General features: G+C 62.3%; 21 protein-coding genes. All 21 read right to left on the bottom strand.

Annotated elements, in window-relative coordinates:
• Window positions 1-281: 281 nt before the first annotated feature.
• Window positions 282-1,214: an MBL fold metallo-hydrolase gene (locus DM872_RS06780; protein WP_179058740.1), complete on the bottom strand. Its 933-nt coding sequence runs from the start codon at window positions 1,212-1,214 to the stop codon at window positions 282-284.
• Between the two features lie 104 nt (window positions 1,215-1,318).
• Window positions 1,319-2,620: a flavin monoamine oxidase family protein gene (locus DM872_RS06775; RefSeq protein WP_179058739.1), complete on the bottom strand. Its 1,302-nt coding sequence runs from the start codon at window positions 2,618-2,620 to the stop codon at window positions 1,319-1,321.
• 43 nt (window positions 2,621-2,663) lie between these two features.
• Complete coding sequence (locus DM872_RS06770; protein WP_179058738.1) at window positions 2,664-3,995, bottom strand: NAD(P)/FAD-dependent oxidoreductase; 1,332 nt, start codon at window positions 3,993-3,995, stop codon at window positions 2,664-2,666.
• 112 nt (window positions 3,996-4,107) lie between these two features.
• Window positions 4,108-5,583, bottom strand: coding sequence for an MFS transporter (locus DM872_RS06765; RefSeq protein ID WP_179058737.1), 1,476 nt, complete (start codon window positions 5,581-5,583; stop codon window positions 4,108-4,110).
• 136 nt (window positions 5,584-5,719) lie between these two features.
• A complete protein-coding gene (locus DM872_RS06760) occupies window positions 5,720-6,124 on the bottom strand; it encodes a RidA family protein (protein ID WP_179058736.1) in 405 nt (134 codons plus the stop codon).
• A gap of 27 nt (window positions 6,125-6,151) precedes the next feature.
• The gene (locus tag DM872_RS06755; protein ID WP_028628332.1) at window positions 6,152-6,988 is read right to left on the bottom strand and encodes a phytanoyl-CoA dioxygenase family protein; all 837 of its coding nucleotides are present in this window, start codon (window positions 6,986-6,988) and stop codon (window positions 6,152-6,154) included.
• Between the two features lie 375 nt (window positions 6,989-7,363).
• On the bottom strand, window positions 7,364-9,826 hold the full coding sequence (locus DM872_RS06750) for a LuxR C-terminal-related transcriptional regulator (protein ID WP_179058735.1): 2,463 nt from the start codon (window positions 9,824-9,826) through the stop codon (window positions 7,364-7,366).
• A 186-nt stretch (window positions 9,827-10,012) separates the two neighbouring features.
• Entirely contained in the window at window positions 10,013-11,356 is a 1,344-nt protein-coding gene (locus DM872_RS06745) for a DUF1329 domain-containing protein (protein ID WP_179058734.1), read from the bottom strand.
• A gap of 15 nt (window positions 11,357-11,371) precedes the next feature.
• On the bottom strand, window positions 11,372-13,144 hold the full coding sequence (locus DM872_RS06740; RefSeq protein ID WP_179058733.1) for a DUF1302 domain-containing protein: 1,773 nt from the start codon (window positions 13,142-13,144) through the stop codon (window positions 11,372-11,374).
• A gap of 260 nt (window positions 13,145-13,404) precedes the next feature.
• Window positions 13,405-14,076, bottom strand: coding sequence for a c-type cytochrome (locus tag DM872_RS06735; RefSeq protein ID WP_179058732.1), 672 nt, complete (start codon window positions 14,074-14,076; stop codon window positions 13,405-13,407).
• Window positions 14,073-14,258: a hypothetical protein gene (locus DM872_RS06730; protein ID WP_179058731.1), complete on the bottom strand. Its 186-nt coding sequence runs from the start codon at window positions 14,256-14,258 to the stop codon at window positions 14,073-14,075. The genes DM872_RS06735 and DM872_RS06730 overlap by 4 nt, the downstream gene beginning before the upstream one ends.
• A complete protein-coding gene (locus DM872_RS06725; protein ID WP_179058730.1) occupies window positions 14,258-15,745 on the bottom strand; it encodes a flavin monoamine oxidase family protein in 1,488 nt (495 codons plus the stop codon). Before DM872_RS06725 ends, DM872_RS06730 begins: the two co-directional genes overlap by 1 nt.
• A 182-nt stretch (window positions 15,746-15,927) precedes the next feature.
• The gene (locus tag DM872_RS06720; RefSeq protein WP_179058729.1) at window positions 15,928-16,332 is read right to left on the bottom strand and encodes a phosphate ABC transporter substrate-binding protein; all 405 of its coding nucleotides are present in this window, start codon (window positions 16,330-16,332) and stop codon (window positions 15,928-15,930) included.
• Between the two features lie 11 nt (window positions 16,333-16,343).
• On the bottom strand, window positions 16,344-17,504 hold the full coding sequence (locus tag DM872_RS06715) for a porin (RefSeq protein WP_179058728.1): 1,161 nt from the start codon (window positions 17,502-17,504) through the stop codon (window positions 16,344-16,346).
• A 29-nt stretch (window positions 17,505-17,533) separates the two neighbouring features.
• Window positions 17,534-19,153, bottom strand: a complete 1,620-nt coding sequence (locus DM872_RS06710; RefSeq protein ID WP_179058727.1) for a methyl-accepting chemotaxis protein — start codon at window positions 19,151-19,153, stop codon at window positions 17,534-17,536.
• 191 nt (window positions 19,154-19,344) lie between these two features.
• Window positions 19,345-20,403, bottom strand: a complete 1,059-nt coding sequence (locus tag DM872_RS06705; protein ID WP_179058726.1) for an extracellular solute-binding protein — start codon at window positions 20,401-20,403, stop codon at window positions 19,345-19,347.
• Window positions 20,404-20,694: 291 nt separating this feature from the next.
• Window positions 20,695-21,399, bottom strand: coding sequence for a TetR/AcrR family transcriptional regulator (locus tag DM872_RS06700; RefSeq protein ID WP_179058725.1), 705 nt, complete (start codon window positions 21,397-21,399; stop codon window positions 20,695-20,697).
• Between the two features lie 158 nt (window positions 21,400-21,557).
• Window positions 21,558-21,854 (bottom strand): EthD family reductase, encoded by a 297-nt coding sequence (locus tag DM872_RS06695; RefSeq protein ID WP_179058724.1) that lies wholly within the window; start codon window positions 21,852-21,854, stop codon window positions 21,558-21,560.
• Window positions 21,855-21,898: 44 nt separating this feature from the next.
• Window positions 21,899-22,315, bottom strand: coding sequence for a RidA family protein (locus DM872_RS06690; RefSeq protein WP_179058723.1), 417 nt, complete (start codon window positions 22,313-22,315; stop codon window positions 21,899-21,901).
• Window positions 22,316-22,329: 14 nt separating this feature from the next.
• Window positions 22,330-23,163 carry a phytanoyl-CoA dioxygenase family protein gene (locus tag DM872_RS06685; protein ID WP_179058722.1) on the bottom strand — a complete coding sequence of 278 codons (834 nt, stop codon included), beginning with the start codon at window positions 23,161-23,163 and terminating at the stop codon, window positions 22,330-22,332.
• A 189-nt stretch (window positions 23,164-23,352) separates the two neighbouring features.
• On the bottom strand, window positions 23,353-23,610 hold the full coding sequence (locus tag DM872_RS06680) for a hypothetical protein (protein ID WP_179058721.1): 258 nt from the start codon (window positions 23,608-23,610) through the stop codon (window positions 23,353-23,355).
• Window positions 23,611-23,621 lie beyond the last annotated feature (11 nt).

Here is a 23,621-nt window from a genome sequence, read left to right as displayed (position 1 = left end):
GATAACCCTGACCCAGAAATGCTTTAGGCATCAGCTTTGGGAGGATCCAGTTGAAAAGTCGGCACCGTCCCGGCTTCCTCGCGCGGAGCCGAAAAACCGATTGATGCGTTGCTACGGGAAATCTGGAGTAGTCAACCCTGTTGCTCTGTCTACGGCACGTTGCCGTGACTTTGCCAGGGCTTGGGAAACCGGCGATGTCGGTCTCGCCGCGCTCGGACCAATCTACGGAGTCGAGCACTGGCGTAGGTTGGTGCGGGCGGCGTTACGCTGGAGCGATGCGTTCATCCAAGCCGATAGACGTCTTGCTCGTCCACCTGCACCCGCCCGTCGGCCAGAAGTTCGACCAGGTGCTGCGAAATCGTGCGGGTCTCGGCGTCCACGACCCATGCCGCCTCGAACCCCGGCGGATAAAGCATCCGCCGCTCTACCAACTGCCCTAGCGTCTTCGGTGATTCACGCAACCATGCCAGAAGCCGCTGCTCGCGCTCATCGAGCACTGCCGTGTAGGCGGCCAGGTCCCGCAGGAATCGCGCTCTCTCCGTATAGACGCCGCGATGGTGGGAGGTGACCCAGACCTTGGCCGGAATTTCCGGCAACCGAGCCAGGCTGCGGCGGAAGTCACGAAGGTTCGAGCAGGCATCGCCGTAGTACGGGCCGAAGCCGGTCAGGTCGATATCGCCGATGAAGGCAATGCCCTCCGGTTCGACCAGCAGAACCGAGTGGCCAGCGGTATGGCCAGGCATGTGGAATGCCCGGATCGTCGACTGGCCGACATTCCAGGACATGCCGTCCTCGTAACCCTGTGCGTCGGGTCGTGGTGTATAGAAAAAATCTCGCTGGAACTTGTCCAGCGTCTGCGAGATCTGGAGCTCGTCCGTCATGCCAAAGGCTGCAGCCATGCCGCTCCAGCTACGCGCTGCCTGCAAGTCGGCTTCTGGCACGTACACCCATGCGTCTGGAAGGCGGTGCAATCCGGCCATATGGTCTTCGTGCACGTGGCCCATGACCACCAGTTCAGTGGCGTCGAACTCGAGGCCGATGTAGTTCGAAACGATGGGCGTGTCGAAGGCCGCACGCGTGTCCGAGCCACGGATGAGCACCTGGTTACCGTCGGGATATTTCCCGCTCTTCTCGCCGAAGAAGACAGAGACACGGCCGAAATCGAGACGTTGGATGCCTTCCCGTAAAGCGGAATGGGTTGCTGCAGGAACCATGGCGAATTTCTTCCTGAACTGGCAATTCTTTTGTGAAGCCCCATGCGGGGATGCGATGGGACGGCGGCCTTACACTACGCCAGTCCCATCGACAACAGGTCCGGTCAATGGTCTGCGCTACCCAATGCGCGAGCAATGTCACAGGCAGCCTTGGCGCCAGTCTCGATGGCACCCTCGATACCTCCGACACCTATCGCCGCGATGTCCCCGCCTGCGAAATGGATTCGGCCGTGGGGCCTTCGCATCTGTGGAACCACCTGGGTCAGGTTGCCAGGCCGGTGATGAACCCATCCGCCTTGTGAGAAGGGATCGCTTGCCCAGTCATGCCAAGCGGTTTCCAGCACTTCGATATCCGGGACGAAGACCCGCAGTGCGCGTTGCACGGCCTCAGGGTCATTGCCATCGAGTGCCGACGCATCCGAGCAGAAGCACACCACTAGCGTGTCGCCATTGTGGCGCCATTCGGCCCGGGCGGTACTGATGGGATGCTTGCCGACCGGGGCGTGGGCGAGAAAGGCCTCGATCTCGCCCTTGACCCTCGCCCAGATCTTGCTGGGCATGATCGGGTGTTTCTGCTCGATCATGGCACGCACAGGTTGAGCAAGCGGCGGTTCGATGGAGACGTCGTCCAGGGTGTTGAGAGGGAGTGCCACGACGGCATGCCGCGCCTGGATACGCTGCCCGTCACGGGTGGTCACTATGACTTGGTCCCCGTTGTCCTCGACCGCAGTCACCGGCGTGCTCAGGAGGAGCTCGGCCTTCGAGTCGGCGGCCATCGCGTTGAGCAGTCGTCCGGTTCCACCGTCGATCGGCCAGTGCCCGGCCACTTCCATGAAGGCTTTCCAGTCGCCGAAATAGATCGCGCTCCAGAGCAGGAACTGGGCAAGCCCCTGTTCGCTCTCGGAGCCGATTAGCGTCGCCATTACGTTGACCAGGAGATCACGGTCATAGGCGGAAAGGTTCATCGAGTCGATCCGGTCGCCGATAGTTTGCTGGTCAACCGCGCTAACGTTGCACGCTTCGATGCGGTCCACCCGTGGAAAGTGCGCACGTGCATCGGCGAAGCACCGGGTGATGAGCGGGTCGGTCAATCGGGTGAATTCAGCCGGGGTTCCGCAGTGCACCTCGCCATCGGCCAGCCAGTAGGCTTTGGCAATCGACAGGGGTGTCACCAGGCCGATACCGTAGCGCGTGAGTTCACGCCAGACATGCGCCTGGGTCCAGTGTACGTAAGTGCCGCCCAGCTCCAGCGGGCGGCCGAATGCTTCACCCAGATGGGTGCGTCCGCCGATGCGCTCGCGTGCTTCGAGCAGCACCACCGAGTGGCCTGCGATGCTCAGGTCGCGGGCCGCGGTCACACCGGCAAAACCGGCACCGATCACGGCGACGTCGTACAGATCTGTCATGTGAGTTTCTCTAGGTGGAGAGGAGATGAGGGGCGAGCACCGCTCAGGCGGTGCGCACTTTGCGATTGAGGCGTTCGTCCATGCGGTTGGCCGCGGCAAATGCCCCGTTGACGGCACACCAGCGCAGCGGCTCGGGCAATGTCGATGGCGTTTCGTGGTGCATCAGCATCGTCAGCAGTGGGTTCTCGATGCCTCCAATCCGCTCGGCGAGCATGTGTCCGACTAGACCCTGGGTGCCGAGACCATGACCGGAACATCCTGCGGCGTAGTAGATGTTCCGATTGGCCCCGGTTGTGCCGATGACGGGCAACGTATCGTTGGCAAAACTGATGTAGCCGCTCCAGCAGCTCCTGATGGGGATGCCCTTCAAGGTCGGGAAGCGTTCATGCAAAGCAGCCCTCAGCGCGTGGTAGTGACGGTGCTCAGGCTCACTCGGTGTCTTTGAACCGTAGGCGTAGCGCAGCCGCTTGGTGGTCGACACGAGCGTATTGCGGGCCGTCAGGCGGTGACTTTCCATGGTCCAGTGCACGGTCGTTATGCCTTCGCGCCCTGGCCAGCCCAGTGCCGCCAATTGCACCGACGAAAGAGGTTCCGTCTCGATTGCGGAGACCCGCAACGGCACCACCTTGTTGGCGAGCAGACCGAGCTGCGGCGTATAGGCGTTGGTGGCGAAGATCAGCAGCGGTGCGCTCGCGCTACCGCGCGGAGTGTTCACCTTGATGACCGGACCTTCGGTGTATGACAGCAGTGGCGTGTTCTCGTGGAGTTTCACGCCCGCCCGAATCGCCGCACGCCGCAGTCCCAGGACGTACTTGCCTGGATTGAGCGTGCCGCCGCGTGGCACGTAGCTACCGAACAGGAACGCTGGAGGGATGCCGCGCGCGCGCATATCGGCCTGATCCAGAAACTCCGAAGCGCAGCCGAGCTCGGCGCCGATCTGCATGTTTTCGCGCAACCGCCTTTCCTGGGAGGGGTCGATGCCTGCACGGATCAACCCCGACTGAAGGTAGTCGCAGTCGATTTCGTACTCTTTGAACTTCGCTTCGGCGAAAGCGACGCCTTCCTCGTAGAATTGGACGACCTGTCTCGCTTTTTCGGTGCCGATCTTCTTGAGGAAGAACTCGTATCCGAGCCCTTGCCCGCCAGCCAGATAGCCCGCGTTGCGACCGCTCGCGCCGAAGCCGGCGAACTCACGTTCGAGGACGACCACGCGGGCGCCTTGCCTGGCCAGCTCCAGGGCTGCGCAAAGCCCGGCCAGCCCAGCGCCAACGATCACCACATCCGCGGTGACGTTGCCCTCGAGATCCGGCTGCAGGTCCCTCGGCTTCTCTTCCCATCCGCCGAGGGTTCGATACTTGTCATCGAGTCGGGTCATCATTCTGCCTCTTTTGAATGTTTCAGCGTGTACGCTTTGCCTGGCCACACTGCCCAGGCCACGGTCACGCTGGCGAGCGCGGCCTCAGGCAGCGCAGCGACGTACAGATCGGTCATGAAATTTTCCCTCTTGAGACAGGCAGGTGGGGGGCCAGTGTTCTGCTTGCTCCAGAGCCCGGCTGCGAACCGTTGATAGCGCCGAGCTCCCGGCCAGTGACCAGGTCGAGTGAACGCTTCGTGGTACGAGGCCCATAGAGGACGACGGGGATGGCGAAGATGATGTAGCAGGCCGCTGCGGTGAGCATCACGCTCTCGATCCCCCCGGCGGAGAAGAGCGTTGCGCCCAGGACACCGGAGGCGGCCCCGCCGAACCGGCCGCCGGACATCACGATCCCGCTGCCCAGGGCACGCAATTGGGTGGGAATGGTTTCTGGGATATAGGTGTAGTAGGCGTTGACGACGAGCCCGGTAATGATGGCAGTAGCCCCGCCTGCGATTATGACCACCGAGCTGTTGGTCGAGAGACCGAGCAGCACGAGCGGTATCGCGCTGAGGATGGAGGTGGCGAGGATGGTTGTCTTGCGCTCGAACCGGTCCAGGAACAGGTAGGTGAGGAACGGTGTGACGCAATAGACCAAGTTCCAGACGAACATGGTCTGGTATGCATCGCCCTCGGAGTATTGGAGGCCATGGATGAGTGCGTAGACACCCCAGTTCGCAAACAGGTAGTAGGCCAGGCTCGAGCCGAAATAGCCCAGGGTGACGACGGCCATGGTGCGCAGCACTGCCTTGTTTCTCAGGAGCTGCGGTAGTGAAGGCTCCTTGATCCTTTCCAGGTTCACTACCTGTGGTTCGCTCAGCGGGCCGTTGCGCAAGGCTCGTGCTTCCAGCTTGCGGACGATCTTCTCGGCGCTGTCGATCTGCCCTCGCGAGATATACCAGCGGACCGATTCCGGCAGGACGAAACGCACAATGGGAGCGATCAGCAGACCGACACTGCCTGCGATGAGCAGGTAGCGCCAGGCATTGGGGCCCCCATGGGGTAGAACAAACATGGCGAGTGCCGCCGCCCCCACTCCGGAGACCACGAACCCCAGTGTCACGATGGACACGAAGCGGCCACGTGACTTGCTCGGAAACATCTCTGCGATGTAGACAAGCAGGACCGATGTGGCCGCTTGTACGCCGATACCCGTAACCACGCGGGAGATCAGCATGATCTCGAAGTTCGGTGCGAACGCTGTCGCCAGTGCTCCCAAGGAGTAGAGGACAGTGGACCAGACGAGGACCGAACGGCGTCCCCACTTGTCCGAGAGCCTTCCTCCCACCAGCGCTCCGATGACCATTCCCACGAAGAAGGCGCTGCTGATGACGCCGATCTGCTCCAGGCTCAGGTTGGTGTGCGTTTTGATGGTCGGTATCGAGTAGGCGAAGATGGCGTTGTCGTAGTACTCCAGCATAAGGTTGGCTGCGAGTAACAGAGCCCAGACATAGTGAGTGGCCATTACCGGCAGGCGGTCCAGGCGCGCGGTCAGGTTCAGCGGGTATTCGGGGGGGACGGATTGCTCCGGGCCGTCAAAGCGATTCATGTTCGTCTCCATCAGCGTTTTGTATTTGTTCTGTTGTCTTCTTGATGAAGCTGCACTGACGCGCGCGGACGTTGAGGCGCCAGCAATGGCGTCAGTGCGTAAAAGCGTTACTCAGCGGCTGCCTCATAGGGCAGCATCAGTCGGTACCGCTGCCGGCCACCGCGACGACGCGGATTTCTATCAGGAACTCGGGGCGGGCGAGCTGGCTGACGCCGATACCTGTCCACGAGGGAAATCGCTCGGGGATGAACTCATCCTTGACCTTGATGAATTCCTGGATGTCGCCCCGGAGATCGGTATGGAAAGTCATCAGCTCGACTATGTCGGCCATGCTGGCGCCCGCAGCTTCGAGGACGCTTTTCACGTTGTCGAACGCCAGCCTGGCCTGGGCCTCCATCCCTTCACCCACGGCCTGCGTGAGCCGATCGACTCCCACCTGGCCGGAGGCCCAGATCAGATCACCGACACGGGTCGCTTGTGAGAAGTGAAGCCGGTCGTAGAGTTCCTGGGTGTGTGGCGGGTTGATCATCTGTCGATTCATGGTCGAGATACTCCTTGCGATGTTCAGTCAGATGATCTGGCGGAAGATGGGCGAGCGGAACGGTTCGCCCTCGTTGAGCTTGGCCATCTCTTCGGAGAAAAGGACGCCGTTGCGTGCGTATTTCGGGTTCGATGTCGGCAGGCAGCGGAACCTGGCGTCGTCACCGAAGAAGCGCAGCACCAGCGTGTGGCGGTCCGGGCAGTCGGCATCGACGGCGGCCCCCCCGTGTAGCGAGTGTGGGTGAAGCAAGACGACATCACCCGGCGTGATCGGCCACGAAAGCACGTCCCAGGCGTTGGGGTCTTCTGCGAGGTCTTTGTCGATGTGCGGCAGGCGGGGCAGGGAGCCGTCACCGTAGAGCGGGTCAGTCGGATCCTCTGCATTGGCGAAGCTGGCCCCGTCGTACTGGATGCCGCGGTGTGAACCACGCACGATCTCCAGGGAGTTCTTCTTGGGGATCTTGTGGAAGGTGATCCAGGCATTGCCCCAGTGCTCCCCGGCCCAGGGCAGGTTCGCGGTGTCCTGGTGCCACGGTCCGCGACCGCTCTTGCCTCCTTCCTTGGCGAACACTTCCTCGGCGAAGTACCAGACATGCTCCGAGCCCCAGAGCTCCTGGAACAGCTTGCCGAACGGGAGTGACATCACCAGGTCATCGTACTTGTCCTTGACGGCCGGGTTGGCGTTGTCGATGTGGGTCTGCAGCTTGGTCCCGTCGAGCGCCTGGAACTTGTACGGCCCCGGGTTGGCGACATTCCACTTGAACGCCTCGTAGCACTGCGCCAGTTCCGTTTGGTCGAGGCAGTTCTCGATGAGGACGGCGCCGTCGTTGCGAAAGGCTTCGCGAATCGATTGATCGATGAGCATGAGGTGTCTCCTTCTATTTATTTGTCGGGGTGGAGCCAGACTCCCAGACATGACCTGGCGAGGTGAATGCCTCCAAGTGGGTATTTGCCATTACCCCCCTGCAGTGCCGGTCTGGGGGGCATCACGCTGGCGCCGGCCGGGGGCCGTCGTTCTTTCCGGCTTCGAAGAGGCGTAGTAGTCCGGCAGGAGGATGTTCAGGCCGTCAGTCGGGTGCGCTGTGATGGAGCATCTTTCTGAGCCGTGTCGACGCCCTTGGGCGACGGCGTGCGACAGCCCGTGATAAGCGAGTTGGGGTAGTTGGCCAGGGCGTCCGCGACGCGGTTGCCCGACACGATGGCCGAGCTCAGGCGTGTCGGCGAAGTCGATTCCGTTGGGTCAGAGCAGAAGCCCAAGGGCTTTCGCACGGGCCGTCGCCATCGTCCGGCTGCTGACTTTCAGCTTTGAATTGATGTGCTTGGCATGGGTTTTGATGGTGTAAGGGGAGAGCGAGAGGATTTTTGCGATCTCGAAGTTGGAGTAGCCCTTGGCGATCAGGCTGAGTACTGCCAACTCGCGCCGGCTCAGCAGCTCGATCTCCGGCGCTGGGGCCGTCTGCAAGTCTGCGACCGGCCCCGCTTGCAGGCTGGACCCCATGGCTTCCAGATGGGTTCCCATGAGCAGGTTGTGTTGGCCTTGGCTTATGGCCATGGCGGCAGCCGAGGCCAGGAGCCGTTCTGCCTTGTGCAGATCCCCCCTCAGGCGGACAACTTCAGCCAAGGCATGCTGGGCCTGGCAGACGATGATATTGAAAGCATTGCCCTCGGCGCGTTGCAGCAGTTGGTCGAGCAGCGTGTTGGCCTCGCCGAAGGAACCCCGGGAGCACAGCACTTCTGCTTGAAGGAAACCCGCCAGGGCGTAAAGGTCGGGGTAGGCACTGGGCGGTGTGAGGGCATGCTCACCTTCGTACTGCTCACGTACGCGGGAGAGCAATCGGGATGCCGATTCGTAGTGATTGGCCTTCATCCAGATCCTGGCGGTGCACAGGTCGAGGACGCCTCTGTAAATCACTTCGGCAACGTTCCAGGAGTGCATCAGTCGTTGCGCATCCGCTAGTCGCTGTTGTGCAGTTGCGAAGTCGCCATTGTTGGCATCGAGCTGCGCAAGTATCGCCGGGGCGTGGCAAGCCACCGGATTACGGCTTGCACAGGAGAGCAACAGACCTTCTTCCAAGGCCTCGCGAGCCTGCCGCTCTTGTCCCGTCAGGATCAGGAGCCAGCCGCGCCGGATCAACGCCGCACCTTGCAGGAGTGCCGAGTCCGGGCCCTGGACCAATAGTTGATCGAATTGGTCCAGGGCCTGCAGGGCCCGAGGCAGATTGCCGGCCAGTTCCTCGATCAGCACTTCGTCCAGTATCAGCAGGCACTCGAACAGCGTTTCTCCCTTGCGGCGGGAAAGCTCGATACCTTGGTGTTGAAGGCGCTTGGCCGTCACGACGTCACCCATGGTCAGGCTGGCACGCGTCAGGCATGAGAAGCAGAGAATCATCTGCGCCCAGCGCTCATTTCTAGCGAGGCGGTCCAGAGCTCGGCATCCAATTCTCTGCGCCTCCTGCGCGTGCCCCTGATGCAGAGCCAGCTCGGCGCTCAGGGCAAGGTGCAGGTCGAAGTCTTGCTCTGCGATGAGCTGGATGGTGCGCTCGGCCTGTTCCAGGCGTCCCCCTAGCAGCAGGGCCCTGGAAACGACTTCCAGAGCTTGCGGGTTCTGCTCGATCCAGGCGATGCCGAGCTGATCGATACCTTCCAGGAGGTAGTTCAGGTTCTGCCCGATGAGCAGCTCCCGTGTGGCGATCTGGCCCATTGAGACCAGCGCGCGTGAGGCGTCCGGGATGGCCAGCGCGTAGCGGAAGGCTTCGACGTGGGCGCCGGCCAGGTGCAGCCATTGGCTAGCGGCGAGCAAGGGAGGGGCCTGGTCGGGATAGCGCTCTTGCAGAAGTCGCTTCAGCGGTGCGAACAGAGTGAAGTGGTCCGTGGAGCCCGGTAGACGACGCAGGAAAAACTGCTCGCTACGCAGCTTGCGCAAGGCCATGGGATCATCGGCCAGGAATGCGCAGAGCGGGCCGTCGACGAATGGCGCATGGGCGATGACGCGCAGAAGAGAGAGCATCTCCTTCGGCAGGTGCTCCAGGACTTCGCTGTCAAGATAATCCTCTACCAGTGAATTGCGATGTAGCAGGCCGAAGGGCCTGTCGACTCCCGACCGCAGAGACAACAGGTGCAGACTGATGCCTGCTATCCATCCGTCGCTCTGTCGCTGTAGTTCCACTGCGGAGATACGTCGGCTCAGCTTCAGCTGAGAGAGCAGCAGCTTTATCTCGGCTTCGGTCAGCGCCAGTTCCTCTGCACCCAGCAGGGTGAGTTCGTCGGCCAACAGCCACCTGCCGACTCTCCAGGAGGGAAGTCGACGTGTGCAGACCAGCCACTGGAGTGTGGTTGGGCAGTGCTCGAACAGGTGCTCGAGCCATTTGTCCGTGGTTTTCTCCGGGCAGTAGCCATCCAGCACGACGAGGCCCTGTTGTCGGTGCTTCAGTACTTCTTCCACCGATGGCGACAGTTCATCGAGGTCCAGGGCCTCGGCGAACTGGGCACGGAGATTCTCAAGGCCTTTCTCAACACTGTGCAGGTCGAGCCACACCACTGGGCAATGAGGCAGACGTGCAGCGAACTGTCGGGCCAGTTCGCTCTTGCCGAACCCCGCCGGAGCGCAAAGCAGGCGAATGCGTCGACCAGAATCCAGGTTCTCCAATAGGCGAGGGCGCACAAGCAGGCCGGGCGCCTTCGATACTTCATCAGGATGGGTCATGTTTTCTGCTCGCCTGATTCCTGGTTGAGAGGGTGTGAGAGAGTCCTGATGACAGCATTCATACCACCATCCCGGCACGTGCTTCAGGAGAAACGCGCCGAGTGGCAATGCTTCCACTCGTCATTCATCTGGGGTTGCTTGATCCTGAGTTCCGTCCAGGGCGTTCCGCCCCGGACGGATAAAGTCTCAACGGACCCCGCTCTTGCGCAGCGCCGAAGGCGTGAAGTCGCTCATTCTTGCCGTGAACCCATACTCCATGCTGCGATCTTCCTCGTTCTTCATGCCCAGCGCGACATAGCGTCCGGCCAGCAGGTCGTACAGCACTTCGAGCGTGTAGCCCATGTGCTGTTGGTTGAAGTAGTGCTTGGCATGGCCTTCGCCGACACGCCAGAGCTGGCCACGACCGTCGTAGTGCTCGGACAAGGCAATTTGCCAGCTATCCTCGTCCACGTAGAACACGCGCTTGGCGTAGATGTTGCGCTGTCCTTCGCGCAGGGTGGCCTCGACCACCCAGACCCGGTGCAGCTCATAACGGGTCAAGTCCTGGTTGATGTGCCCAGGCTTGATGACTTCGTCATACCTGAGCGCAGGCGAGTCCAGCTCGTAGCTGTTGTAGGGGATGTACATCTCGCGCTTGCCCAGAAGCCTCCAGTCATAGCGATCCATCGCGCCGTTGAACATGTCGTGGTTATCGGTGGTGCGCAGTCCATCGGAGGCGGTGCCTGGCCCGTCGTAAGCGACCTGGGGCGCGCGTCTTACGCGGCGCTGACCGGCGTTGTAGACCCAGGCCAGGCGCGGCTCCTTCACCTGGTCCAGAGTCTCATGGACGAGCAACACGTTGCCGGCCATGCGCGCGGGGGACGTGACCGTTTGCTTGAACAACTGCAGCAGATTGCGCGCGCGCTGCGGGTCGATGCCCTCCGCCAGGGCCGGTTCGACGACCTCTTCCTCGAGGTGAACCATGGTGTACTGGCCGTTTACCTGGGGGGTGGCCTGGGTGATCCAGCGTCGGAAATTGCCACCTAGGTAGCGGGTCTGGTGGTTCCAGATCACCTCCGTACCAGTCCTGGGCTGCGGGAAGGGATAGTGGCCAGTCGTGAAGTTCTCGATGCTTAGACCATCGGCGCCGAGTCGGACGACCTTGGCATTGGTCTCAGCGGCATCGTACATGCGTTGTGGCAGAGCCAGGGTGCGGTGGCTCGGGTAGACCGGCAAGCGGTAGGTTTGCGGATAGCGACGCAGCATTGCCAGTTGGCCTTCGCTAAGGTTCTTGCGGTATTTCTCGGCGCTTTCCGCAGTGATGACGAACAGTGGCTTTTCCCCGGTGAACGGGTTTGCCTGGAAGCCCCTGTCATTGATACTCGCCGCATCGGTCGGCAATCCGCCGGTCCAGGCCGGGATAGTGCCCTCCTGATTGCCGATCTTTTCAGCCCCCAGAGGCGTGAGGCCGATAAGGTCGGCAGCGCCTGCAGAGGCGGTCGACAGGGCTATGGTCAGGACGTACGCGGGCGACCAAAAGTGCTTTTTCATGGCGTTATCCTTGAATTAGAAGCTGGCGCTGAAACTGACAGCGACGTAGTCACGATCGGTGTTGGGGTTGTATCGCCCGTCGAAGAAATCGACGTAGGAGAGCGAAGCGCCATAACGGTTCAGGTAGTTGGCGTTAAGCGCCAGGTACGCCGACTTGGAACCCTCATTGAAGTTGGGGCCGTAACCGTCGACATCATGGGACCAGGCAATCTCGGGAATGAGGTTGATGCCGGCGAAGACGTTGCTGTACTCAAGGCTGGCGGCCAGGCGATAGCCCCATGAGCTGCTGCTGAAGTAACCGTGCCCGTTGCAGAAGCGCGGATTGTCGGGGTTGAGCACGGTCTCGCACACGCCAGGCGTTGCGACCTCACCGTAGCCATAGATGGAGTCGCGGCCGAAGCGCAGCTCACCCGGACCACTCTTCAGGCCGTTGATTCGGTTGTAGGCCACCTCGCCCGCGAGAGCGAGGCGTTGCGCACCTGCGACCTGCTCGATCAAGTGGACAGCACCGAGTTGGAATTGAGTGACCGGCATGCGCTTGTAGCCGGCCAGGTCGGCGCCGGGGGTGAGGGGGCCGTCCTGTATCACCACCGGGCTCGTTGGGCCGAGGATCGAGTCCAGACCGAGGGCCGCGAAGGTCAGGTCGGTGCTATTGAGCGCCAGAGGCATGTTCGGCCGATAACTGATCTCGCCGGTAACCGCAGTGGCGCCCAGGGTGGTCTGGAAGCTCAGACCATACAGGCGCATATCTTCGGGGTAGTCGATGAAGTAACCGGTGTTGGGCGTGTTACCTATCAGGTTGGGATCGAAGGCCGGGTCGGACGGGTCCAGTACCGCGCTGTTGACCAGGCTGTATACCGGCAATCTGCTGTGCAGATTCATGGCATAGATGCCGATCTCGCTGTCGTTCAGCTGCGGGACGAACCAACGCAGGGCCACTCCGTACTGACCGCTGTCACTGGCGTCGCGGTCTTTAAGGCGCGGCAGGAATATGGCGTTAGCGGGATCGAGATCGCTGCCGAAGATCAGGTTCCTGTCGTTGCAACCATCGGCGGCGACGTCGCTGCCGGAAAAGAAAGTGCCGCAGTTGTCGATGACCGTCTTGGCCCACTCGAGCTGGTAGAAAGCCTCCATGGACAGGTTGTCGCTCAGGTCCTGGGCAACATAGAACATGTTGACCGGGATCAGCCCTTCCTTGATTTCCGCACCTGGGCGGCGGAAGGCCGCGACGTCGACAGGGTTGATCTGATTGACGCCACGAATGAACAGGTTTTCCCCCCAGCTGACCACCTGCTTGCCAAGGCGCACCGTGCCAGCCAGGTCATTGATCTCGTAGCCGGTATAGACGAAGGCGTCGAGGAACTCTGCACCGGAAGCCTTGGCGCTGCGTGCACGGCCGTGGTCGTCAATGTCGTAGAGGTGCTGGTGGCCATCCTTCAGTTCGAAGTCGTACCAGTACTTGCCGCGGACGAAAAGGCCGGAATCACCGTACTTCAGTTCGAGGTCGTGGACGCCCTTGAAGATGCTGGAGATCACCTCGTGCTTCTTGAAGTTCAGTCGGCCATCATCGGCCGTGGTCGTCGATGACGTGCCGCCGTTGGCAACGCCAATGAAGTCCTTATCCGGATCGCGCGTCGCCCAACTGGTGCCGACGGACAGCGAACTGTCGAAACTCCCCTGAATCTCCCCGATGTCGAAGTTCACGGCCTGGGCCTGGGAGGCCAGGAACAGTTTAACGAGGGGCAGCAGTACGGGTTGCCGCCAGCTATTTGTTGTTCTTGTCGTCATAGCGTTTCCTGTGAAGTGGTGCCGTTTGGCGGCATCAGACTCACAGACAGGGCTCGACGAGGTGAATGCCTCTTAATGGGTATTCGCCAATACCCCCAGTGTCGCGTCATACCGCTGATGCGGCGCCCCGGCCTTACACTTCGCGCTCGCTCATAGAGTGCGCTGCGTGCACCAAGCCATGCCGATGGACGCTCAGTGCAATTTTGGAGGAGGTACGGCGGTGGTGGTGAGCGTCCTTGCCCACCTTGGCTGGCAGCGGATTACCTGGCGGTCGATTTCGGCGCCAGGCTGGAGAGGTAGTGGACCGTGGCCTTGAGTTCGTCTTCCGAGAGCAAGCCGGCCATGGCGTTCATGGCCTGGGTAGGGTCTTGGCGCTGTCCCTGCTTGAAGGCCTGCAACTGGTCGAGAAGATAGCCTTCGCCCTGTCCGGCGATGCGTGGGCCGAGGGGACCGCCGGAGAGGTTTTCTCCGTGGCAGGCAATGCATCCTCTGGCGGCGACAACGGCTTTCCCCTGTTTCGCCAGTGCTGCATCCTGGCCCGGTGCCTCCGTGGTTTCCGGCGTCTGCCTGGAGAAATAGTCCGCCAGGGACTTGATCTGGACATCGGTCAGGCTCGCGGCCAGCGGCCCCATCTGCGCGCTGTGACGGCGACCCTGGGCGAAGGCGTGCAGCTGGGACTCGATATAGGGCGCTGGCTGGCCGGCCAGGGCCGCGTACTGCCCGTCACGGGGCTGTCCCTTGACGCCGTGGCAGAGCGCGCAGGAATCCTGAATCTGCGGCCAGGGCCCTCCGTTGGCCTCGTAGTCGCTGTAGTAGCCATCCAGGGCATCCATGAATCGATAGCCCGTCAGCAACTCCGGACCCAGCAGGGTGGCTGCCGCCGCGAGGCCAGCCGTGATCACCGTGGTGCCGATAAGAAAGGGTCGTTTCATTGCGAAGCTCCCAGGCCCTGGACAAGTGATTGGAGCGCTTGGAGGACGGCCAGGCGTCCGGAGCGAAGGGTTCCGAAGATCGAGAAGCGTTGGGCGCTCCAGGGTTCATGGCCTAGGTTGGTGGCCAGGGCCATCAGCGCCGCCGCCGCGATGGCTACCCCAAGTACGGTGGCACGTTTCATCAGGCGCTCCTCCGTGCCTTGGCAAGCGCTTGCAGGGCTTCCAGTGCCGCCCTGTGTCCCGAGCGCACCGCGCCGTCCATTGAGCTGGCCCAGATGTCGGCGGTTTCGGTACCCGACCAGATCAGGCGACCCACCGCGGGTTTCAGGTAATGGCCCCATTTCGTCAGGAAACCGGGGGGGATGGACGCGACGCAGGTCAGGGTCCAGGGGTCTACCTTGCCCCAGTCGTAGTCGTGGAACTGCTTGGGATGCAGCGCTTCGTCACCCAGGGCCTGGGCGAAGATGCCCGAGAGAATGCTCCCTGCTCGCTTGGCGTCATGGGGCAGTTGGGCGGTTCTGACAAAGGTGGCGAGTACGCCGACGCGTCCGTCTGGCGGTGAGTTGTCGTAGGAGAGAATCACCGGACCATCGGCCTGGGTGATCTGCCCGTTGAGTCCCTTTTCGCGCCAGAACGGCCGGTCGTAGACATGCACGGTCTTGCGCATCGGCGCATGGGACGGCCAGAGGCGTTGCAGTTGTGCGCGGCCCTCGGGCAGCGCGGGTTCGAAGGCGATCTGATTGCACAGCGCCGGGTGCAGCGCGGCGATAACCTGGCGTGCACGGATCAGGCCCCGGTCGGTATGGATCTCGACGATATCGCGATCCCAGCCGACGATCTTGCGCACGGGGCTGGACAGCCGCACCTTGTCGCCCAGGGCCTCCCGCATCCGGGTGCACAGGACCTGGGAGCCACCGACGAAGCGGGTTTCCTGGGCGCCGCCCTTGAAGCCTTCGAGCTTCTCCATGCTGCTGTCGGCGGAGTTGATCAGCGAGAGATAGTGCAGCAGCGAAAGGTTGGAGGGCGGCGTTCCCGTGGTGAGGCCGATGGAGGCGTCGAAGCTCAACCGCCCTTCATTGTCGATGCCCTGCTGGTCCAGCCACTGGCCGACCGACAGCTTGTCGATGGCGGCTGCGTCTGTCGCGGTCCAGGGTTCCCTGCTAGGGACTCGCCGCGCCAGTTCATCGAGCTTCATGACGACCGGGGCGTGGCTATTCTGGCCGCTGGATAGGTCCTGCTCATACTTGGCGCCACCAACCAGGTAGACGTTCCTGCCCTGGTAGTAGGTGGGGAAGGTATCGACTTCCAGCTCGCGGGCTAGGTCGAAGATGGCGGTCTGGCCCGGGCCGATCCATTGCCCGCCGGCCTCGGAGATGACGCCGTCGCCCAGGTCGTGGTTGTAGGTGCGCCCGCCCACGCGGTCCCGGGCCTCCAGTACCACGAAGGACTCGCAGCCAGCGCGCTGCAGATCCCGTGCGGCGGTCAGGCCGGCCAACCCTCCACCGATGATCGCCACGTCAAGAACATCGTCCTGTCGCGCTGAAGCGTCCTGAGCCATGGACCGGCCGGCCAAGGCCACTCCGCCCACCAGTGTCGCGCTTCCAATCGCCTGCAGGAGCAGGCGCCGCTGGCGCGCCGACAGCGACAGTTCATTGTTGTCTGAATCCATCTTCGCCTCGGTCAACTCTGTTGTTTTAATTTGAATAACTGACGTTATGTAAATTAACTCACAACGAGTCATGTGCAAAGAGAAGAATGGCAGGGCTGTCGCAAAAGCGTTGGGTGTCGCAGGCGGATAGCCGCCGTGGCGGACACCGGGTCTGCCGCGGCGGAGTTTGGGGGAGGGCGGCGTCAGGGCAGGGTGAAGAGCACCTTCACCTTGTCGTTGACGGCGCTTCTGTCGACATAGCCGATGGCGTTCGATTCCTCGGCGACCAGCGCCACCACTGCGGCGTCATCGGCGGCGCTTCGCAGCGGCTGGCCCTTGCCGGTGAACACCAGGCCGGACCAGTAGGACTTGAGCTGCGACTCGTTCTTGCCGGTCACGCTGCCGTAGAACTTCTCCTTGGTCGGGTTCCAGCCTGCCTGGTCGATGCCTTTGAGGCGCGTGTCCTTGCCGAGGAAGATGTTGGCTACATCCGATTGGCTGGGGGCGGCGCTGGTGCCAGCGTTCACCACTACCACCACTTCGGAGTGAGCCTGGGTGGCTGCCAATAGCAGGGCGATGGCCAGCACGGCCTTTGAAAACGGCTGCATGAGGTCACTCCTTAGAACACGAAGTCGATGCCGACGCTGATGATGTCGCCGTCATAGTTGCGCGGGGGGATGCCGGCCGCACCATTGCTGGCAACGAAGCTGGCGTGATCGAAGGTCTCCTGGGCGCTTTCGACGAAGGTGCCGCGATAGCCATTGCCCCGGGTGTCCACCCGCTTGTACTCGCCCTTGAGGATGAGGGTCGGCGCCAGGTTGTAGTTCAGGCCATAGGTCCAGGAGCTCTGGCGGCCATTGTCTTCATCCAGTTGTGCGTAGGTGACGTGGAGCAGCACGTCACCTATGCGACGACCGCCCATCAGGTAGAACGCGTCGATGCTGCCTTCCTGGTCCGCCTCGCTGTTGTTGCTGGTCCATTCGTTGGAGGTGATCCAGGTCCCATTGTCGTACTGGTAACCGATAGAGGTGAACTTGGCCTTCTGTCGTTCCAATTGCTTGAAGCCGACGCTGGCCGGCACACCGCCGGGGACGATGACCGAAGTGGTGATGTCGGCGTCGATGTCGGCCTCGGCGTAGCCCACGCGCAAGGCACCGAAGTCGTTGGTTTCCAGAGTGACGTTGGCGGCGAAGACCTTCTTGTAGTCGATGTCGTAGAGGTCATCCAGGGTGAACAGGTTGCGGTTGACCGCCTGGCCCCCGGCTACCTGGAGCGCCAGGGAACCGATGCCGACCGGCAGGCTGTAGAGAAGGTCGCCGCCTTCGTAGTTGCTCAGCTGGACCTGGCTGTAGACCTCGTCGGGCAGTCGGACCCAGGGGTGGGTGAAGCCCACGTCCAGGGTTTCCGAGTACATGTACACCGGCAGGCGCAAGCGGCCCGCGCGCAGGGTCAGGCCATCGGTGGCGGCCCAGGAGAGGTAGGCCCATTCCAGGTTCGTTTTCCAGGTGTCCTGCTCCGCTTTGGCGGTGGCCTGGACGGTAGCGCCCAGCGTGTCGGTCAGTCCGTACTGGAATTGGGCGCCCAGCTTGGAGAGCTGGTCCCCTCGCCAGGAATCGGTGGTCTGGCCGTTGATGCCATAGCCGCGTCCGCCGTCCTCTCCCCCCAGGTAGGTGAGGCCGGCGCTGCCGAAACCATTGAATCGATATTCGCCCTGTTCCAGGGCGATGGCCGGCGCGCTCGCGATGAGGCCGGCCAGACCGAGTGTTCTAATGCCTTGCATGCTGTTACTGCTCGTGTGGTTGGAAAAGGTCAGATGCGGAACTGGGCCGTGGCGCAGCGCAGCTGCTCACCGGTATCCACGAGTTGTTCGCCCAGGCGCGCGGTGGCGTCGGCCCCCTGGGTCGTGGCTTGGGTGTCCTGCTGCAGGGCTTCGGTGTCCTGCTGGATCGATCGGGAGAGTCCAATCTGCTCCTGAGTGAACTGGGCGATGCCCGCGTTCAGCTCATCGATCAGGAGTACGGCGCGGGTGATCGCCTCCAGGGTCCGCGTGGCCTGGTCGGAGCTTTCGATGCTGGCCCTGGCCTTGGCGCCATTCAGCGTCATTGCCTGCAGGACGCCATTGGCGCTGTTCTGCAGGCGCTGGATGATGGCCTGGATCTCCGCGGTGGACGCGGCGGTCTTCTGTGCGAGGTTGCGCACCTCGTCGGCCACCACGGCGAAGCCGCGTCCCTGCTCGCCGGCGCGCGCCGCCTCGATGGCGGCATTGAGTGCGAGGAGGTTGGTCTGTTCGGCGATGCTGCGGATCACCGTCAGCACGGAGCCGACCTGCTGGGCCTCTTCGTCCAGTTTCTGCATCGCCTGCACTGAACCCAGCACGCTGCTACCGAGGTCGCCGATGCTCGAGGACAGGTTGTCGATGTTCCGTCGCGCCTCGTCCGCCTGGCGGGTGGCGGCGCTGGCCTCTTCGGAGGCTTGCCGCGAGCGCTGCGCCACTTCCTGGATGCTGCCCGCCATGGTGCCGATGTCGCGGCTGATGGAGTCCGTGCGTTCCTGCTGGGAGCGGGCGCTCTCTTCGGCCCCCTGGGTCAGGCGATGCAGCTCCCTCGACATCTGCTCCAGCGGGTCGGCCGTTTCGATGATGGCGCGAATGGTGCCCTGCAGCCGGTCCAGCAGACCGTTGAACAGGTTGATCATCTCGCCGATTTCATCGTCGGACTGGACGTTCACGTGGCGTGTCAGATCTCCGTCGCCGCTGGCGATGGCCCTGAGCGACGCGATGACACCCCGCACGTTGGTCATGACCTGGCGAATCACCATCACGGCGCCGAGGCTCACCAGCAGCAACAACATGAGGCTGAGCAGATAGCCGACGCGCGTGGTCGTGGCATTGTCCTTCCGGACCTGGGTGAGGCCGGTCTGGAAGTCCGTGTAGACATCATTGCGGAAGCGGTCTCCCGCCTCCCGGGCCTGGCTGAGGTCGCTGGCCATGCGGTTCAGGTTCGGTCGAACCTCGTCGAAGGAGGCATCTACGAGCAACCGTTCGGTTGTCGCAAGCGCGTTTTCGGCGTAGCGCTCTATGGCGTTCGTCCAGTCCCGCAGCTCGTCACTCCTGCCGTTTCGCCCGTCTGTCAACGACTTCAGCTCCGCCAGCCTGGCCTGCACGTCCACCAGCGTGGTGCGGGCCTCTTCGAGGGTTTCCCGTTCGCCGGCGGCGACGGCTCCATTGAGCAGGTCGGGAACGCGAGCGAACTGGAAGATCACCCGATCCGCGCTCTCCAGTGTCGGATAGCTCAGGGTCTCCAGTTCCAGCAGGCGGTTGTCGTTGTCGTTCAGCTGCACGGCGGTGTAACCCACGAACAGCAGCAGGCCCAGCAGGGCGACGGTAGGCGGAAGAGAGAGTTTCAGAGTCAGTGGCATGGAGTTGAACATGGGTCTGTCGCTCTTGGTGGAACCTGTGGGTGTCGTGAAAGAACGCCCGGCGTGCCTGGTCGCGGGCGCAGCGGGCCTTGCCGGTTGCCGGTCGTGGAGGCTCCACGATCGGTACCGGCCCGCTGGCGGGGTGGCAATCTGGGGGCGTGCCGCGCTCTGCGACGCGGCAGTCCGACGGCGTTTCCGGTGGTCTACATCCGGTCTCGCCCATCCAGCTGTGACCATGCCGTATCGACTGCGCGCTTCTGTGAGTCGCTCAGTCGTTCCAGGAAGAACAGGCGTCGGCGTTCCTCCTGGCTCGGCAGGGCGATGTCCGGCAGTAGTCTCCGGTTTCGCTCGCGGGTCAGGTCGAGGCTGGGCGTGAAGTGCGTAGCCCTGGCGTTGCGTGCGGCGTTGCGCGGGTCCAGCAGGTGGTTGATGAAGCGATAGGCCGCGGCCTTGTTGGGGGCATCGCGCGGAATGGCCAGGCTGTCGATGAACATCAATCCGCCTTCCTGGGGAATCAGGAAGCGGAGTTCGCCATTCTGGTTGGCCAGGGAGGCGATACCGTTCCAGGTGACAGTTGCGCAGATACGGCCCTGGGCCAACTGTTCCACCAGGTCGGCGAAGCCGGACGGGCCCAGGGGGATACCCAGGTCACGGAGTTCTCGCGTGGCCTTCTCGATGCCCCGTGCACTCTGGCTACGCAGGTTCTTGCCCCGGTAGTTGAGGAAGACCGAGAGCATCTGTTCCGGCTCGTTGTGCAGGACGGCGCCGCAGGATTTCAAGCTGTTGGCGTTCGCGGGGTCGAACAGCAGGCCCCAGCTGTTCGTCACCGGTCCCTGCAATGCCCGGGCAGCGGCCTTTTGATGGACGACCAGTCCGGCGATACCCCACATGTAGGGCACGACGAAGCGTTCCGCGCGGTTCTTCGACGACAGCCTGGCCAGCAGTTCACCGCTCACTTCGGCTCGATTCGGCAACAGCTGCAGGTCCAGTTCGAGCAGTTGCTTCGCCTTGATCATGCGTTCGAGCTGGAAGTCGGTGGGGACTATCACGTCGTAACGCTGCCCCGCTGCCAGGTCAGCCTCCAGCTCGGCGGCGGTGGTGAACTGGCTGTAATCGACCCGGATGCCGGTATCCCGCTCGAAGTCGTCAATCACTTCGGGGTCTATGTACTCGGCCCAGTTGTGCACTCTGACGACGTCCCCCGCTGTCACCTGAACCGCGGTGAAAGCCATCCAGAAGCCTGCCAGCAGGCTCGTTCGCAAACGCTTTCCGCGTTTGCCTTGAGACGATGGGGTTACCTTTCTGGACAGCGACAGCGCCATGTTTAACAGGTCCATCCTAGCCCTCACCACTTGGTTGCGGTTTAATTATTATTTCATGTGTTACGCAAAATACAGGAGTTTCGGAATCGTGCAAGGGAAAAAGCGTCAGATACGCGCAACCGGCACCAGGCGCAGGGCGTGGCGCGTATTCAGGAGCAGTGAGGGGTTAAGTCAAGGAAGGCTTGGGAGGGAAGGGCGACGGGCCCTGCGACGGGCCCGGGAGCGAATGGATTACTGCGCGGATGCCTTGCCTCTGGACGGGCGCTTGGTGGGGGCGGGCGGTGAAATCAGGATGATCAATGCATCGAGCAGGGCCTGGCCGCGTTGCGCGCTGAAGCGTTCAGGCTCGATTGGCAACATCATCAGCCAACCGTCGCTGATGGCGCTGACCTGGTCGGCCAGCAGATCGGCCGCGATATCGTCGCGAATCTTGCCCTTGGCCTGGCCTTCTTCCAGCACTGCGGTGAATACCTGGCGGAAGCGTGCGTAACGCTGCTTGATGACGACGGCGAAGGCGGGTTCGTGACGGGCATGGGTCAGCAGTTGCAACCAGGCCAGCCAATTGTCCGGCTCGTCGGAAGTGGTCCAATCCAGCCATTGTCGGATGAGCGACCTGATATCGAATTGTGGGCGGTTGGTTTCCAGCAGGGCATCCACCCTGTCGAACAGGTTTTGCGCCACGGCGCTGACCATCTCTTCCTTGTTGGCAAAGTAGTACGTCACCGCGCCGGTGGTGCAGCCAGCGTGCTGCGCTACCTTGCGCATCGAGGCCCCGGCGTAGCCTTCCTGTGCAATCACCGCGATCGCGGCAGCCAGCAGTTCGGCGCGCTTGGCGTTGTGGTCACCGACTGGTCGGCCCCGGCGCGCGACGGGTTCGGACTCGCTTTCACTCGTGCGTTGGGATACGGGTTGAGGGCGGGCTTTGGCGTCGGACATGGGGGCTCTGGAAGGTCGTCAGGTCAGATTGAAGAGTCGCTGCCCGGCTGCAGCGACTGGTTGGTGAGCGGCCCAGCATAGGGAAATTGTTGGAATAAAGCACTCCGGGAGCGCTGGGGTGACCGCCGATTCATCAGGTCACCCTGGCGATGGCCGTCTCAGTCGTTGGCGCGGAAAATCACCGGTTTGATGTTGGTGAACTTGGCAACATCACCAAGCACTTCCAGCGTCTTCGGCGAGGATAGGGCCGCATCAATTGCCGCCTGGTCGGCGAATCGCAGGATCACCATCCCGGCCAGGGGCTGCGAGCCTGAGGCCGGAAAAAGCACTTCCGCCGATTGCAGGCCGAACTCGCCCCACGCGGCTTGTGCAAGGGGCAGGTGGGTGGTCACGTAGTAGTTGCGGTCGAAACGGGATTCGGCGGTCAAGGGGTAGCTGACGGTCAGGGTTGCCATGAAAAGTCCTTGTGCGGGTTGTTGGTAGTGTTGCTGTGGGATGTTCAGTCGCTTGCGCAACCGGCCACGGCCACCGCGCGGATCTCTAGGCGCAGCCCGGGCAGGGCCAGTTGCGAGATGCCCACTGCCGTCCAGGAGGGGTAACGATCGGGGAAGTACTGGTCCTTGACCTGCGCGAAGGCCTGCATATCACCCTGCAACTCGGTGTGGAAGGTCATCAACTCGACCACATCGGCCAGGGTGGCACCTGCCGCTTCAAGCACATTCTTCAAGCCTTGGAAGGCAAGATGCGCCTGCTCTTCGACATCCTTGCCCGGCGTCATGGTGGCGTCGATTCCGACCTGGCCAGACACCCAGATCATGTCGCCCACGCGGGTGGCCTGGGAGAAGTGGAAGTTGTCGTAGAACACCTGGGTGGGTGGCGGATTGATGGACTGTCGCTTCAGGTTCTGGGCATTCATTCGCGGCGCTCCTGTCAGACGAGTTGGCGGAAGGTCGGGTGGCGGAAGGGGTCGCCGGCGTTCAGGGTCGACAGCTGCTCGGTGAACAGGACGCCTTGTCTCGGGTAGCCGGAATCGCTGTTCTCCGGTAGCGGGTGGAAGGTGGCGTCGTCGCCGAAGAAGCGGAAAACGAAGGTATGACGATCCGGGAAGTCGGTGTCGACCGGCGCACCACCGTGGAGCGAGCCGGGGTGCAGCAGCACAACGTCTCCGGGCTCGGTGGCCCAGGACAGAATTTCGTAGGCGTCAGGGTTTAGTCGGCGCTCGGCTTCGACATCCGGAAGGCGGGGCAGGGTGCCGCCGCCATGTAGGGGCTGGGTCGGATCGTTGGGGTCTATGAACGTGGTGCCGTCGTAGCGTGGGCCGCGATGAGAGCCGCGAACGATCTCCAGTGCATTTTTCCGGGGAACGGACTCGAAGCTGATCCAGGCATTACCCCAGTGGTTGCCGGCCCAGGGCAGGTAGGAGGTGTCCTGGTGCCAGAGGGTCCGGGAGCCATGCCCTCCGGCTTTGAGGAACACCTCTTCGGCGAAGTACCAGACATTTTTCGAGCCCCAGAGATCAGCGAACAGCTGGCCGAACGGAAGGGAAGCCACAAGTTCTTCCAGTCGTTCCTTGGCAAGCGGGTTGGCATTGTCGACATGGGATTGCTGCTCGGTTCCATTGAACATCCGGGTCGCGTGAGGACCGTGGTTCTCCAAGGCCCAGTCAAACGCCGCCCGGCAACGGGTCAGTTGCTCCTGGTTCAGCAGGCCCTTGATCAGAACCGCCCCGTCTGCCTGAAACGCCGTGCGTAGCGCGTCGTTCATGGTGCTGTCTCCTCTGAGGTTTTCTCTCGGATGGAGGGGAGACTAGCAGCGTGAAATATTTAACGCAACGACTGTTATGTTAAAAATCGAGACCGAATCGATCGATCCCTTGAGTGGCTAGCTGGATGTTTAGTTAGCATTGGAATCTTGCCAGCTCTTGCGGGCGCTTGGATACACGATGATGTCCGATTAGCCCAGACGGGAGGCAATGCTCTCTCGGTCCAGGCCCTGTAGCTCGTAGTACGGCTCGAGCTCTATGCGTACAACGGTCAGTATCTGGCGGTAACTGAGCGCTTCCGCCTGGAGGCACCGACGCAGGGTGCGAGAAGTGACGTGTAAGGCGTCGGCAGCGCTTTCTAAACTGGGCACCATCGCATGTTCCAACTCGAAGCGGATGCGCTTAGCCACGTCTGCGGCCAAGCCGCTGAATTGGTGCAGACGGGACATTCGCCGCTCCA

The sequence above is a fragment of the Pseudomonas taiwanensis genome, from assembly GCF_013393345.1.
In the GTDB taxonomy this organism is placed as follows: Bacteria; Pseudomonadota; Gammaproteobacteria; order Pseudomonadales; family Pseudomonadaceae; genus Metapseudomonas; species Metapseudomonas resinovorans_C.
The sequence above is the reverse complement of the archived record's forward strand: the minus strand, read 5'-3'. Positions and strand labels throughout refer to the sequence as shown.